The 14,554-nt window shown below is 60.4% G+C and carries 15 protein-coding genes; 8 read left to right on the forward strand and 7 right to left on the reverse strand.

Going from position 1 to position 14,554, the window contains the following annotated elements:
- Nucleotides 1–20 precede the first annotated feature (20 nt).
- The 5 genes from ACTHND_RS01670 (at nt 21) to ACTHND_RS01690 (ending at nt 4,175) form a co-directional block, all read left to right on the forward strand.
- Nucleotides 21–1,742, forward strand: coding sequence for a glycoside hydrolase family 44 protein (locus ACTHND_RS01670; protein WP_440175531.1), 1,722 nt, complete (start codon nt 21–23; stop codon nt 1,740–1,742).
- Nucleotides 1,743–1,931: 189 nt separating this feature from the next.
- Nucleotides 1,932–2,285, forward strand: coding sequence for a PadR family transcriptional regulator (locus ACTHND_RS01675; RefSeq protein ID WP_440175532.1), 354 nt, complete (start codon nt 1,932–1,934; stop codon nt 2,283–2,285).
- Between the two features lie 3 nt (nt 2,286–2,288).
- Nucleotides 2,289–2,849 (forward strand): DUF1700 domain-containing protein, encoded by a 561-nt coding sequence (locus tag ACTHND_RS01680; protein WP_090645556.1) that lies wholly within the window; start codon nt 2,289–2,291, stop codon nt 2,847–2,849.
- A gap of 12 nt (nt 2,850–2,861) precedes the next feature.
- On the forward strand, nt 2,862–3,659 hold the full coding sequence (locus ACTHND_RS01685) for a GIN domain-containing protein (RefSeq protein ID WP_440175533.1): 798 nt from the start codon (nt 2,862–2,864) through the stop codon (nt 3,657–3,659).
- Nucleotides 3,660–3,893: 234 nt separating this feature from the next.
- On the forward strand, nt 3,894–4,175 hold the full coding sequence (locus tag ACTHND_RS01690; RefSeq protein ID WP_440175534.1) for a hypothetical protein: 282 nt from the start codon (nt 3,894–3,896) through the stop codon (nt 4,173–4,175).
- Nucleotides 4,176–4,221: 46 nt separating this feature from the next.
- Here ACTHND_RS01690 and ACTHND_RS01695 read toward each other — a convergent pair whose 3' ends face one another.
- Together ACTHND_RS01695 and ettA are read right to left on the reverse strand one after the other, a co-directional pair.
- Nucleotides 4,222–4,683, reverse strand: a complete 462-nt coding sequence (locus ACTHND_RS01695; protein ID WP_440175535.1) for a DMP19 family protein — start codon at nt 4,681–4,683, stop codon at nt 4,222–4,224.
- A gap of 111 nt (nt 4,684–4,794) precedes the next feature.
- Complete coding sequence (gene ettA, locus ACTHND_RS01700) at nt 4,795–6,462, reverse strand: energy-dependent translational throttle protein EttA (RefSeq protein ID WP_440175536.1); 1,668 nt, start codon at nt 6,460–6,462, stop codon at nt 4,795–4,797.
- A 110-nt stretch (nt 6,463–6,572) separates the two neighbouring features.
- Here ettA and ACTHND_RS01705 point away from each other — a divergent pair, with 110 nt between their 5' ends.
- The gene (locus tag ACTHND_RS01705; RefSeq protein ID WP_440175537.1) at nt 6,573–6,872 is read left to right on the forward strand and encodes a YciI family protein; all 300 of its coding nucleotides are present in this window, start codon (nt 6,573–6,575) and stop codon (nt 6,870–6,872) included.
- Here ACTHND_RS01705 and ACTHND_RS01710 read toward each other — a convergent pair.
- Entirely contained in the window at nt 6,869–7,366 is a 498-nt protein-coding gene (locus tag ACTHND_RS01710) for a GAF domain-containing protein (protein ID WP_440175538.1), read from the reverse strand. The genes ACTHND_RS01705 and ACTHND_RS01710 overlap by 4 nt on opposite strands.
- Nucleotides 7,367–7,712: 346 nt before the next feature.
- Here ACTHND_RS01710 and ACTHND_RS01715 point away from each other — a divergent pair, with 346 nt between their 5' ends.
- Nucleotides 7,713–9,185: a tetratricopeptide repeat protein gene (locus ACTHND_RS01715; protein WP_440175539.1), complete on the forward strand. Its 1,473-nt coding sequence runs from the start codon at nt 7,713–7,715 to the stop codon at nt 9,183–9,185.
- A 53-nt stretch (nt 9,186–9,238) separates the two neighbouring features.
- Entirely contained in the window at nt 9,239–11,275 is a 2,037-nt protein-coding gene (locus ACTHND_RS01720) for a hypothetical protein (RefSeq protein WP_440175540.1), read from the forward strand.
- Between the two features lie 101 nt (nt 11,276–11,376).
- Here the strand turns inward: ACTHND_RS01720 and ACTHND_RS01725 are convergent, their stop codons facing one another.
- The 4 genes from ACTHND_RS01725 to ACTHND_RS01740 all read right to left on the reverse strand — a co-directional run bounded on the left by ACTHND_RS01725 (nt 11,377) and on the right by ACTHND_RS01740 (nt 14,540).
- Nucleotides 11,377–12,018, reverse strand: a complete 642-nt coding sequence (locus ACTHND_RS01725) for a glycine zipper domain-containing protein (protein ID WP_440175541.1) — start codon at nt 12,016–12,018, stop codon at nt 11,377–11,379.
- Nucleotides 12,019–12,178: 160 nt separating this feature from the next.
- On the reverse strand, nt 12,179–12,943 hold the full coding sequence (locus tag ACTHND_RS01730) for a YebC/PmpR family DNA-binding transcriptional regulator (protein ID WP_440175542.1): 765 nt from the start codon (nt 12,941–12,943) through the stop codon (nt 12,179–12,181).
- A 112-nt stretch (nt 12,944–13,055) separates the two neighbouring features.
- A complete protein-coding gene (locus ACTHND_RS01735; protein ID WP_440175543.1) occupies nt 13,056–13,901 on the reverse strand; it encodes a TIGR00282 family metallophosphoesterase in 846 nt (281 codons plus the stop codon).
- 36 nt (nt 13,902–13,937) lie between these two features.
- Entirely contained in the window at nt 13,938–14,540 is a 603-nt protein-coding gene (locus ACTHND_RS01740; protein WP_440175544.1) for a 5-formyltetrahydrofolate cyclo-ligase, read from the reverse strand.
- Nucleotides 14,541–14,554: the final 14 nt, after the last annotated feature.

Raw genomic sequence — 14,554 nt, forward strand, 5'->3', positions numbered from 1 at the left:
AGACAACGGGAAGAACCATCATGAAGCCGATATATCCCGCGCTCACGGCGCTCGGACTGACCCTGCTCATTACCGCCTGCGGTGGCGGCGGTTCGGGCGGGAGTTCCGGCGGCGGCGGTGGTTCATCCAGTTCGTCTTCAAGCAGTTCTTCTTCATCCAGCAGTTCGTCCTCGTCCGGCGCACTTATCGAGCCCTCAGTCCCGGCAGCCGCTGCGGTCAGTTTCGAAATTCACAGCGACCAGGACCGCAAGGCTATTTCGCCGCTGATTTACGGCACCAATTCCGGCGACTTCACCAATGCCCGCCTGCGCCACCTGACCTTCAACCGTGCCGGCGGCAACCGCATCACCGCCTATAACTGGGAAACCAACGCCTCCAACGCCGGCAATGACTATTTCAACCAGAATGACGACTTCCTGAGCGCCAGCAATACGCCCGGCGCTGCCTTTACCACCCAGATCCAGGACACGCTGAATGCCGGGGGCGACTATGTCATGAGCCTGCCGATGATCGGCTATGTGGCGGCCGGCAAGAACGGCGGCGGCGATGTCAACCAGACAACCGATTTCATCCATACGCGCTTCAACGTCTCGCTGCCGGCCAAGGGCGCGGCCTTCACCACCACGCCTGACCTGACGGACGGCAAGGTCTATCAGGATGAGTTCGTTTCCTTCCTGAAAACGAAGTTCCCGGCCGCCTTTACCGGCACGACGGCGCGCATCAGCTTCATGCTCGATAATGAGCCCGACCTGTGGGCCTCGACCCACCGCCGCCTGCGTGGTTCCAGCACCTCGGCGGAAGGCACCAAGGCGACCTATGCCGAGATATTTCAACTGACCAAGGACTACGCCAAGGCGATCAAGGCGGTGGCACCGAACGCGCTGGTCTATGGTCCGGCCAGCTATGGCTGGGGCGGCTATGTCGATTTCCAGAGCGCGCCGGACGCCGCCAGCCGTGACTTCATCAATACCTATCTCGACGAAATGAAGAGCTATGAGGCAGCCAACAGCCAGCGCATCCTCGATGTGCTGGACCTGCACTGGTATCCCGAAGCCCAGTCGAGCACCGGCGTGCGCATTACCGATAATGACAATTCTGCTGCCGTGGTGACCGCGCGCCTCCAGGCCCCCCGCTCGCTTTACGATTCCACCTATGTCGAGAATAGCTGGATCAGCCAGTATTCGGCGGCGGGCGGCGTTATCCGCCTGATCCCGCTCATGAAGGACAAGATCGCTGCCCACTATCCCAATACGAAGCTGTCCTTCAGCGAGTATAATTACGGCGGCGGCAATCATATTTCCGGCGGCGTGGCCGAGGCCGATGTTCTGGGCATATTCGGCCGTGAAGGCGTGTATTCCGCTAATATGTGGCCGCTGCTGAGCGATAATTCATTCATCTTCGGCGGCTTTGACATGTATCGCAATTTCGATGGCGCAGGCAGCGCCTTCGGCGACACCTCGATCAAGGCCACCACCACGGATGGCGCCAATACGGCCATCTATGCCTCCATCGACGCCGCCCATCCCGAACGCACGGTCATCGTGCTGGTCAACCGCGGCGGCACAGCCGTCACCACCAATGCCCGGTTGTGGCAGACCACGGCCTACAGCACGGGCCATGTCTGGCGACTGGAAGGTACGACCTCGACACCGCAGGACAAGGGCACGGTCGCGGTGTCCGGCAACAGTTTCTCTATGAGCCTGCCGGCCTACAGCGTCACGACGATCGTTTTCGGATCGTAACCTTGTCGACTGTCTGAACGGATAGGGCGCCGGAGATAACTCCGGCGCCCTTGCCTTGTCTGCATGGGTTCAGGCAACCTTACTACTATTTAATGATATATACCTTGCATCAAAAGGTAGCTTGTCATATTCAATGACTAAGCCGCCGCCTCCCCGGTTGCGACACCCAGCGCCTCCAAGGAAACAGAGATGCCTGAAACCATTGATATCCAACTGAAAAAGGGCGTGCTTGGCCTGTGCGTGCTGGCGGTGCTGGCTCGTAACGAGAGCTACGCCTATGAGATCGCCAGCCATCTTTCCGATGCCATCGGCATGGGCGAGGGCACGATCTACCCGCTGATGCGGCGGATGCAGACCGACGGCCTGGTCGCCACCTATCTGGTGGAATCGCCCGCCGGACCCTCGCGCAAATATTACAAGCTCACCGATGCCGGCCGCGCCGCGCTCGAAGCCCAACGCGACGAATGGCGCGGCTTCGCCAGCGCCGTCGATGCGCTGCTTGAGCCGCTCCCCGCCCCATCCGCTCCTTTAGAAGAGGCTTAAGCCATGACCCGTATCGAATTTCTGGACCGGCTGTGTAAGGGCCTGAAGGGCCTTCCGCCTGCAACCCTCAAGGAAATCATGGCCGACTACGAGGCCCACTTCAAGGATGCCGCCGAAGCCGGCCGCGCTGAATCCGAAGTGGCCGAGGCCCTGGGCGATCCGGATCGCCTGGCCCGCGAACTCCGCGCCGAAGCCGGCGTCAAGAGCTGGGACGAGGCCAAGACGCCCTCCAATGCCAGTTCCGCCATTATCGGCATACTGGGCCTGGGCGCCATCGACATCCTGATCCTGCTGCCGCTGGCCGGCGGTGTGATCGGCACCCTGATCGGCATTTTCGCCGCGGCCATCGGCGCCTTCATCGGCGGCGGGGTGCTCTTTGCCGCCGGTCCGTTCATGGGCCTGCCCGGCGGGATCGCGGCGGCGCTTCTGGGCGGCTTCGGCGTCATGGCCCTGGCTGCCACGATCGGCGCCATCACCCTGGCCCTGACCATCTGGCTGGTCAACGGTCTCGTCTGGTACGCCCGCCTGCACTATCGCGTGCTCAAACCCGCCCTCGAAGCTTAAGGAGAAGCTCTCATGATCCGCAAACTGTTTCTCTTCTCCGGCGGCGCCTTCCTGGTGGCGCTGGTCTGCCTGGCCGGGGCCGCCGCCCTGGTCTCCAACGAAGTCGGCACAAAGGGCTGGAATATCGGCCTGATCAAGGATGGCGACCACCTGCGTATCGGCAAGGGCGAGGCCGGCAAGCCGGAACCGAGCACCAGCAAGACCATCGCCTGGACCGGTGGCGACCTGCTGGCCGTCGATCTGCCCGCCGATGTCGTCTATACGCAGGGCCCGGCCGCTTCGGTCACCGTCACCGGCCCGCAGTCGCTCGTCAACCGCATCACGCTCGATAATGGCCGCCTGTCGATCGCCGATGGCCCGGAACACCGCGAAAGCCTCAATTTCACCTGGGGCAAGGATGGCTTCGAGGCCCGCACCAGCCACCAGGGCGCGCGCATCACCGTCACCGCGCCGAACGTCAAGCGCTTCGAGATGACCGGCAGCGGCGATCTCGACCTGCGCGGCTATGACCAGCCGTCGATCGACATCAGCATCGCCGGCTCCGGCTCGGTCCATGCCGTCGGCCGCACCCAGGCCCTGAAACTCAATGTATCAGGCAGTGGCAGCGCCGATCTGGCGGCCCTGGAGACGAAAGATGCAGATGTCAGCGTCAATGGCTCCGGCGACGCCACCATCCACGCCACCGGGCAGGCCAAGATCGATATTTCCGGCTCCGGCAATGTCGATCTGGCCACCAAGCCGGCCAAGATCGACACCACGATTTCCGGTTCCGGCACAGTGGATAATGGCGAGGACGCCAGCGACAATTAAGGACTGACGTCAGCCCTGCCCAAAGCGCCGGTTCGCATGAGTCGGCGCCTTTTTGCCCTCGTGGCGGCATAAGAATGCAATCCGTTTTTGCCCGCTGCGGGGCGGCGCCATGATAATCCCGCTCGATGACACCATTCTTACCGTGCTGCGTGAAGGCCCCTACGGCGCTTTTGCACATATGCCGTTATCTTTGCCCCTGTCATTCCCCGACACGCAAACGAAGAGAGTGCGAACATGGTAACCATCAACAATTCCCAACCACCGGCCCAGGTCAATAACAGCAGCAATGCCGGCCTGATTATCCTGGCCCTGGTCATTCTGGCCGCCGTGATCGGCGGCATCTGGTACTTCACCACCTATGGCCCAATCGAATCCACCCACACCAATACGGTCGACCGGACCATCACCCGTATTGAAAAGGCCCCCGCTGCCGTGGGTAATGCGGTCGATAATGCGACCAACAACCCGGCCAACACAACCCCGCCGTCGAATACCGAGCCAGCCCCAGCCCAGTAAGTAAATGAAAAAAGCGCCAGTCTCACGATTGGCGCTATTTTCATTTTCAAGACTTGGGCGGCGGAAAAGCGCCTATATTGTCAACTATATACTGAAAAAGAAGTGCCGACAAATTGTCTTCATAAGCAAAAAAACGTTGATCAAGGGGCTCAAGTTTATCGCGGATTTCCTGGTCCATTGCTTCAATCGCTGCCTGGCGCGCATCCCAGTCATGCCAAGGTTTATTGCCAATGATTTCCAGAGCTTCGCTAACTATTTCAAAGGTTGCATTCGCCTTGATAGCCTTAAGCGCCCCAAGCACAAAAGGTGCGCCCTCGCCGCTGCCATTATAGGCATACTGCCAGAAGCCACCATTGCAGACTTCAGACTCAAGCTCCCAAATCAGGACAAAGATTTGACGTGGCCCCGACATCTTAGCCACGCTTGTAGTCCATAGATCGAGATCGGTTCGTTCTGCCGTCCCCAGCAAAAACATCCGCATTTGCTCATCAGTAAAAGTGTCGTTCATCGTTTCCCCCATGACTATTTAGGGAGACTATAAGGCGCATAAGAAAAAGCGCCAGCTTTTCCAGCCGGCGCTTTTTCTTATGTTTAAGGGGTGCAGAGACCGTGGCCCTGCTTATCGAGAGAATTTCTGGAACTTGATCCGGTGCGGGATCAGGCTATCCGTGCCGAGGCGACGCTTCTTGTCTTCTTCGTACATCTCGAAGTTACCTTCGAACCACTCCACATGGCTGTCGCCCTCAAACGCCAGAATGTGCGTGGCCAGGCGGTCCAGGAACCAGCGGTCGTGGGAGATGACCACGGCGCAGCCAGCGAAGTCTTCCAGCGCCTCTTCTAGCGCCTGAAGCGTTTCGATATCCAGGTCGTTGGTCGGTTCGTCGAGCAGGATGACATTGCCGCCGGCGGCCAGGGTCTTGGCCAGGTGGACGCGGTTGCGCTCACCGCCGGAAAGCAGTCCGACCTTCTTCTGCTGGTCGCCGCCCTTGAAGTTGAACCCGCCGACATAGGCGCGCGAATTGATTTCCTTCTTGCCCACCACCATGATGTCGGTGCCGCCGGAAATGGCCTGCCAGACGGTGTGGTTCGGATCGAGGTCGTCACGCGACTGGTCGACATAGGCCAGCTTGACGGTTTCGCCGAGCTTGATCGTGCCGGCATCGGGCTTTTCCTGGCCGGTGATCAGCTTGAACAGGGTCGACTTACCGGCGCCGTTCGGGCCGATGACCCCGACAATGCCGTTGGGCGGCAGGCGGAAGGTCAGGCCCTTGAAGAGCACCTTATCGCCATATTCCTTTTCCAGGTCGGTGACTTCCAGCACGACATTGCCAAGGCGCGGGCCGGGCGGGATCTGGATGGTGGCGAAGGTCTGGGCCTGACGCGAATTTTCCTGTTCGCGCACCATGTCCTCATAGGCGGCCAGACGGGCTTTCGACTTGGCCTGGCGGGCTTTGGCGCCGGAACGCACCCATTCCAGTTCCTTGGTAAGGGCGCGCTGGCGGGCTTCGGATTCCGACTGCTCCTGCACGACGCGCTTCTGCTTCTGCTCCAGCCAGCCGGAATAGTTGCCCTCGTAGGGCACGCCCTTGCCGCGGTCAAGTTCGAGCGTCCACTTGGTCACCTGGTCGAGGAAGTAACGATCGTGGGTGACGAGAATGACGCAGCCTGGGAAGTTTTCCAGGTGGTGCTGCAGCCAGGCCACCGATTCCGCATCGAGGTGGTTGGTCGGCTCATCCAGCAGCAGCATGTCCGGCTTGCTGAGCAGCAGGCGGGCCAGGGCGACCCGGCGCTTTTCACCGCCGGAAAGCTTGGTGACGCCCGAATCGTTCGGCGGGCAGCGCAGGGCGTCCATGGCCATTTCGATGCGCGAGTCGATGTCCCACAGGTCGCCCGCGTCGATCTTTTCCTGCAGGGCGTTCATTTCTTCCATGAGCTCGTCGGAATATTCCTCGCCCATGAGTTCGGCCACCTTGTTGAAGCGGTCGAACGTCTTCTTTTCCTCGCACCAGTCGATGACGTTTTCCCAGACGGTCTTGGTCTCGTCGAGGTGCGGCTCCTGCTCCAGGTAGCCCATCTTGGTACCTTCGGCGGCCTTGGCCTCGCCGGAGAATTCCTTGTCGATACCGGCCATGATCTTCAGCAGGGTCGATTTACCCGAGCCGTTGACCCCGACCACGCCGATCTTGGCGTCGGAATAGAAGGAGAGCCAGATGTTCTCGAAGACCTTTTTACCGCCGGGGTAATGCTTGGTCAGGCCCTGCATCTGGAAGATATATTGTTGCGCCATGGGGAGCTTGCGCCCTTCTGAAAAGAATGCGTTTTTAAGGATGCTGTCGTTTAGCGGCTTAGGCGCAAAAGCGCAATAATTAGATGCAGCACAGCTAAGGGGACGAGATAATGGCCGATTTCATATTTTTGATGCACGACACGCCGAACGAAACGCCTGACGAAGCGAACACCTGGCCGGCCTATCTCGACAGCCTGGCGCGCGGCGGCCATTTGCGCGGCGGCAGCGCTATCGGCAATGGCGCGGCCTTTCGCAAGGACGGCGCCGCCCCTTCAATTACGGCCCATCTGACGGGCTTTATCCGTATCGAAGCCGACAGCCTTGCCGCCGCGCAAACCCTTTTGGTCGGTAATCCGGTTTACGAAGCCGGCGGGATCGTGGAAATCCGGGAATTGCCCGAAACAGACTAAACAAAAACAGCCTTCATTAGCTTTTCGAGATTTTCCGCGTCTTCTGCGTCGTAGGTGCCAAAGCTTTCGGAGTCGGAATCGAACACCGCGATCAGTTCCCCCGCCGCATCGAACACCGGCACGACGATCTCGGAATTGGAGCGCGAATCGCAGGCGATATGATCGGCGAAAGCATGGACATCGGGCACTACCTGGGTCTGGCCCGTGGCCGCCGCAGCGCCGCAGACCCCCCGCCCGAAGGCGATGCGCAGGCAACCTAAAGTGCCATTGTAGGGGCCTACCACAAGCTCATTAATCCCGGCAGATTTCTTAACCTTATCCACGACATAGAAGCCGGTCCAGAACCAGGAATCGAACGCCTGGTCAAGCAGCGAGACCACGGTCGCCATGCGCGCCGTCACATCCGGCTCGCCGTCAAGCACCGCCACCGCGTCCCTTATAACTTCTTGATATTTTTCGCCTTTGGACATCATTGCCAAAGCCTCGTTAACCATATAACTCAATATTGTCTCCTGATTTTTCCCCTCACACGGGCATTTCGGGACGGGGTTTGCGGGCTTTGGCGCGCAAAACGCGAAATCGGCGCGGGCTGGAGCTTATTAACACTTTTTTCTGGCCAAGACACCGCTTTTGACGCATGATGACTATGCGCGCGTATCGGCGTAAGTGGGGTATGGGTTATGAGGGGGTTCCGCGCAATTCAGGCGCGACAATCCGGCAACGCTCAACAAGATTAAGTCAGTCGCTAGCTGCATTGGGGGGCCAAAGCTTGACACTCTTCGTAATCCTTAACAAAAGATGTATTAACCATGTTTGCCGACGCTGTCGGAGCGATGACTGATGTCAGAATGTGATCAGGCAAGATCAACCCGGTCCGCCTCAAATGGGCATACCGGCGGGGTCTTTAAAGGCCGGAAGGCGCTCGCCCGCGCGGGGGTGACGCTGATGGCGGGCCTGTGCGTCAGCATGTCCCTCTCCGGCTGCGACATGCGCGACTGGCGGTGGCTTCCGGGCTACAAGGCAAACATCAACGGCACCTATGCCTGCCCGCGCCCGCCCGATCCCTTCCAGACGCAAGGCTTCAACGGCCAGGAACGCGAAATTCGCTACTATCGCCATCTCGCCTTCAGCAATGATTTCTTTGCCCAGCTCGAACTGGCCAATCGCTACGCAGCGCTCGATGCTTCGGATAAAAATCTCGAAGACCATATTGAATCCTCGGTCTGGCTGGTGATGGCCCTGGCCAACCAGCAGGGCTATGCGCCGGCCAGCCGCGCCATGGACCCGCGCGGCGGCGTCCTGGCCTCGCGTTACGACAAGTGCCGCGCTTTCGAGCGTGAGCGCGCCTACCGGATGCTCGACAATGAACTGTCGATGATGGATTCCGGCGAACGCGACAAGGTGCGCGACCGCGTCATCTACATCCAGTCCACCCTGGGCGCCGATGGCTTCCGCACCCTTGGCCGGCTGTATGATGATCAGTACGGCCCGATGGGCGAACCGGCCGATAATCCACAGGCCATCCGCGCCATGATGCGCGGCCGCAATTACGGCATGTCGAACGTCCGTACACTGTTCGAGCGTTCGGATGTCGACGCCTATCTCTATAATTATAAGGCGTCGGAAACCGGCGATGTCGGGGCCTATGTCCTTTTGAAGGATTTCGAGAAATCGGCGCCCACCCGCGCCAAATATTCCTCCTTCGTCGAATCCAAGGCCCGCCGCTGGGTGGCACCCTATGAGTTCTATCCGCCCGAGGCCCCGCAAGGCGGCGTGCCGCATTCGGATGAAAGCCGTCCGGATGACGCCGCCTCCTATGCCCTGTCGCGCATGGAGGAACTGCCCTTCATCCATGTGGTGCGCGCGCTCGATTACCTGAACCTGCTCAATGTCGCCTGTTTCGAGCCGAAGGACGTGCCAAAGCAGACGATTGACGGCCTGCGGTCGATGATCGGAATGCCGGGCGGCGAGCGCCTGACCTATCTCGATCGTGTCCGCGCCATCCAGTTGGCGGCCGTGAACGGCGATTCCCGCTCGCAGCTCGTCCTGGCGGTCATGTATTCCGAAGGCGTGGGGGTCGAGGTCGATTATGCCCGCGCCTTCTACTGGTATCAGAAGGCCGAAAGCCAGGGGTCGCCCGAAGCCCGTTACGCCATGTCAACCTATTTCGACCTCGGCATGAAGGGCGTGGCTGACCAGAACAAGGCCGAGTCCGTCGTCATGCAGCTTGATGCGGCGCTGGCCGGCTTCAAACCCTCCGCCGGCCGCCTGCAAGCCGTGCTGGCGCAAGTATCGCGTACGCCTGAAAATTAATACGGCGCGGCCCCTCATACCGGGGCGGCGATTTAAGGAAAACGAAGATGTGGATGCGTAAGGACCGTCAAACACGTTCGCAAAGGGGGCAAAGCCTTGTGCTGAGCCTGGCGATCCTGGTCGTGACCGCCGTCATATCGCTGTCCGCCCCGCAAGGCGCCATGGCCGGTTCCAATGTCGCCGCCCGCGTCAACGCCACTATCCGTCCGTGCTTCGGCGTCCTGCTCGATCCCGAACTGCGCACCTGCCGTTCGCAGCGGCGTTATGACGGCTATGGTTATGGTTACGGCTATGACGACTGGAGCCGCCGCTTCCGTAACGGCACGGTCGCGCATTTCGATTGCAGCGAAGGCCCTTATGCGCTCGATCGTCTGCTGGCCCGCCTGCCCTCCGGCAGCACGCTTTACCTGCGCGGATCCCGCGGCTGGCGCACCTCCAATGGCCTGGGCGCCGCCGACCTGCCGGAAGCCTACGCCAATTACAGCGTCTGCGAAGTCAGCCTGCGCCTGCGCAAATCCATCATCATCCAGCCTGAAACCGGGCCGGGCTATGACAACCACCCGCTGGTGCTGAAAGCGCCGCAGGGCGAAAACTGCATCCGCGTCGAGCCGACCGCCGACATGGTCATCGTTCGTAACCTGACCCTGATGTCAACGCGTGGCGCCAGCCAGTCCTGCATCTCGGCTTCGGGTGGCGAGTTCACCCTGGAAAACGCCAACCTGCGCTATGACGGCGAACGCTCCGCCGTGGCCATCGAGGCCGGGCGCTTCAACATGTCGGACACCAACCTGATCGCCCGCACGGAAGACGCCGCGCTGGAGATCAATCACGCCGCCCTCTATATCTACAACAGCCGCGTCGCCAGCACCTATAACGGCATCCGCGGCGATATCACCAATGACAGCCGCCTGCTGGGCGTCACCGTGCTGCAACTGGGTGACTGGCAGGGTTTCGAGCGCGGCGAAAACGCCAGGGCGATCGATCTCAGCCTGGAAACCAACCGCAGCATCATCACCATCGACCAGACCAAGACGCTGTTCTATGGCAATGGTCTCTATCTCGATGGCGTCGGTGAAGCCCTGGTCTCCAACTCCCTGTTCTATTCCGACCACGCCATCACCAGCAATCTGGAGCGTGTCCGCATCCTCAACAACTACATCTTCGCCGATGAGGTGGGCATCAATCTGGAACGCGGCACCGCCTATGTCGGCAACAACCATATCCGTCTGGTGCGCACGGCGGCGATTCTGAAAAAGCCGGGCGCCATGCTGCGCGCCGTCAATAACCACATCGAAACCGAGCGTTGCGAGGATCTGAGCTGGGGCGATGTCCCGCCGGAATTCCGCAACTGTACGCCCTGGCATCAACAGGCCGCCTTTGGTATTCCCGGCGGCGGGGTCGACTGGAGCATCTATGACCTCCTGAGTGAAGCCTGCGCGGATTCGCCCTCTGATGGCCATGCCGGCGCGGTGTGCAGCCGCTTCCACGCCACGACCTTCAAGACTCTGAACAAGGAACGCACCTATGACGATCGGTCCTACAGCGAACTGATCAAGGCCGGATGCAGCCGCAACATGACTCAGGTGACCGCCGTCTCGTGGCAGCAGTGCCAGGATTACCAGAAACTGCGCCTGCCGGCTGACAGCGGCAAGGTCGATCAGGCCGTCGAGGAAGCTTCCTACCGCGCGCTGAAGGCAATCTGCACACAAAAACCGGCCGATCCGGCCTGGGGTCAGCGCTGCGATACCTATACCAAGAGCGCCAATGCCGAGATCAACAGCGGAGACCAGTATCCCTTCGAGGATGACGACACCAACCTGGCCCTAGCCGATGGCAAGGAATGGCTGTCCCAGGAACTCTACAGCAATGAGAATAACCTCTATTCCGTAAACGCCGGCACCTTTATGCCGCTGTTCGATACCTACCTGCCGCGTCCGCCCTATCGCATGGCGAGCTCTAATGTAGCCGGTCCGAACTCGCCAGATAATCCGGAATCGAGCCAGGGCGCCCCGCCGCCGCGCAATCCGTCACCGCGGCGTGATGCGCCCGCCGTGCCGAACCCGGTGCCGCCCATCCCGCGTATAAACTAACGAAAAGCCGGACCATCTGGTCCGGCTTTTTTATTACCCAGTGCCGAAATGAAAAAGGCCCCGATCGATATCGGGGCCTTTCAAATTCCTGATTTTAGAGGTCAGTTATCGTCGCCGTCATCATGGTGACGACCCCAGTGCCAGCCGCCTTCCTGCTTGTCCTTGGCCTGGAGACCAAGCACCGCACCGGCAACTGCACCCCCCGCCGCATCATTGGTGTCTCCGTTGGCCCCACCGATCAGGGCGCCGGTCGCCGCGCCGAGAGAAATGGCGTTGGAATCCCCGGCATTCAGGCTGGAGCCCATGGTGGCGCCAATCACCGCGCCCTGCTGGGCGCCCTTGGAATTATTCGTCACCACGCTGCCGACAACCGCCCCGGCGACCGCCCCCACGATGACCGGATTGGGGCCGCCGCGCACGAAATCAACGCCATAGGCGCCGCGCCGCGTACAGACATAGCTGCCATCACGCGGGTTCTGGGCATAGGGATCGAGGCCGACCGCATTGCGGGTGGCATTGGACGACATGACCGGCAGGTCGCTCGTCCGCGTCACGCGGGTCTCGACGTGCGTATAGGGATCGTAGGTCATGATCTCCGGCGCCTGGCCGTTAAAATCGGACCGGCAGGCTTCATCGGCGCGTGCCGTATTGATGGCACGCGGCTCCGGTGTGGTAACGCAGGCGGATGTCGCCAGCCCCGCACCCAACGCCAGACCTGTAAGAATAAAACGTGACGCCTTCATCGCATCCCCCGACCACGGCATTAAAGATGGTTAACGCGGCATAGTCGCACACTTTCCGGCTCAAGCAAAGGCTTGAATCGGCGCGGGAACACAATTGAAATAACCGCAGTTACCCAGGCGCAACGCTTTTATAAGCAAGCTATAAAGACGGCGCAGTCCCTCAGCCCAGGGCTTCGTAATCCTCGTCCGAGATTTCGAAATTGCCGTAGACATTCTGTACGTCGTCATCATCGTTCAGGGCGTCGATCAGCTTCATCAGGGTGCGCACCGGATCGCCGGTGATCGGCGTCGTGGCCTGCGGCTTCCAGACGAAACCGGTCGATTTCGGATCGCCCAGTATCTTCGACACGGCTTCGGCCACTTCGTTCAGGTCTTCAAAGGCGGTATAGATGGTGTGGCCGCCCTCGTCCTCGTCGCCATCGCCCGGATCGGTCTCGACATCGGCGGCGCCGGCCTCGATGGCCGCCTCAAAAATCTTGTCAGTGTCTCCGGCCGTCAGTGGATACTTGATCTCGCCCAGGCGGTCGAACATGAAGGCGACGCTGTTGGTATCGCCCATCTGGCCGCCGAACTTGGTGAAATAGCTGCGCACATTGCCGGCCGTGCGGTTGCGGTTGTCGGTCAGGGCCTCGACGATCAGGCCGATACCGCCAGGGCCGCGACCTTCGTAGCGGATCTCTTCCATGTTGTCGGCTTCACCGGAAGCGCCCTTCTTGATGGCACGTTCGATGTTGTCCTTCGGCATCGATTCGGCCTTGGCCATAGAAACCGCCAGGCGCAGACGCGAATTCATCGCCGGGTCCGGCATACCCATCTTGGCGGCGATGGTGATATCGCGCGACAGCTGGGAGAAGAGCTTGGAGCGCGCGGCATCGGCGCGGCCCTTCTTGTGCATGATGTTCTTGAATTTACTATGGCCGGCCATTTTTTCCTCTAGTCGCTCAAGCGCCGCGAAGGCTACCTCGCAACGGCTCGGGCGGGCAGTCGCCCTTGCCAAACGCAAACGCGTTTGGAAATGATTGTTAATGCTCCGGCTTTTAGACCGAAACCAGCGGCTTAATCAAGCTCTGCGGCAAGGTCTGGCTTAGGCGCCCACCGATCCGGATCGGTTCGATGCGCGTGGCAAGTCCTGTGCGGTCATCGCTTTCGACATAGACACCGCAGACCGTAGCCGGACCGGACGCCGGACGATAGCGTTCCTTGCCAATCCGCGTGGTAAACCGGCGAAGCGGCTCTTCCTTGTCCATGCCGATCACACTGTCATAATCAGCGCAGGCGCCGGCATCGGTCTGGTAGGCCGTGCCGTTGGGCAGGATCTGTGCATCGGCTGTCGGCACATGGGTATGGGTGCCAACCACAAGCGTGGCGCGGCCGTCACAGAAATGCCCCATGGCCATTTTCTCGGATGTCGCCTCACAGTGCATGTCCACCACTATGGCATCAGCCGCCAGGCCCAGCGGACAGGCATCCAGTTGCTTGTCCACCGCGCCGAACGGATCATCCATCGAGGCCATATGTACCAGCCCCAGAACATTCATGACCAGGATACGCTTGCCCGATTGTGTCTCGAAAAGATTGGCCCCGCGCCCCGGCGCATCGGCCAGCGGCGGATAGTTGATCGGCCGGATCAGGCGCGGTTCGCGGACAATATAGGTCAGGGCCTCTTTCTGGTCCCACGAATGGTTGCCAAGCGTCAGGCAATCGGCGCCGGCATCAAAGAGCTGACGCGCCGAATTTTCCGACAGGCCGAAACCGGCCGAAGCGTTTTCCGCGTTGATAATAACAAATTCGAGGTCAAGCTCACGCCTGAGTCGCGGCAGGTGTTCGGTAAGGCCGTCGCGTCCGGCGCGGCCCACCACATCACCAAAAAAAGCAAAGCGCATTAAAAGTCCAGTTTCTAAGTTCCGCTTCGGCGGGAACTACACCTTGGAGCGTACCTGAATGACGCCCTGATCGGTAAATATACCGTCAAGCGGCTGATCATGCACCTCAAACGGTATTTCGGCAAGTTGCTGCCCCGAAAAAGCGACCCCGTAGCCTTTTACGTCCTTCTGCGCCCGCAAACGCGCCAGCACGCGGTCGTAATAACCGCCGCCATAGCCCAGCCGCCAGCCCTGGTCATCGAAGGCCAGCAAGGGCATGAAAACGACATCGGGGGCAATTTCGTCAGACTCATCCGCCGGCTGGTGGATATCGAACGGCCCGCTGACCAGATGATCGCCCAGGCTGAACCGGCGGAAGATCATGCGGAAACCCTCTCCTTCCGCCACCAGGCAGGGCAAGGCCAGCGCATAGCCGCGCTCCTCGAAAATCTGTAACAGCGGGAAGGGATTTATTTCGCTCTGGATCGGCCAGTAGGCGCCGATGATAGCGTCCCTGTCCGGCCACGCCTGATGCTCATCGAGATGGGTCTCGGCGATCTCGGCCAGTACGTCCCCCGCCAGGGGAGAACTTGATGCGAAAGCGGCGCGGCGGCGTTTCATTTCATTGCGCAGCAGCGGCTTCTGGTCGGCCATCAGCATAGTCAGTTCTCCGG

The sequence above is a fragment of the Asticcacaulis sp. genome, from assembly GCF_051954415.1.
Lineage (GTDB): Bacteria > Pseudomonadota > Alphaproteobacteria > Caulobacterales > Caulobacteraceae > Asticcacaulis.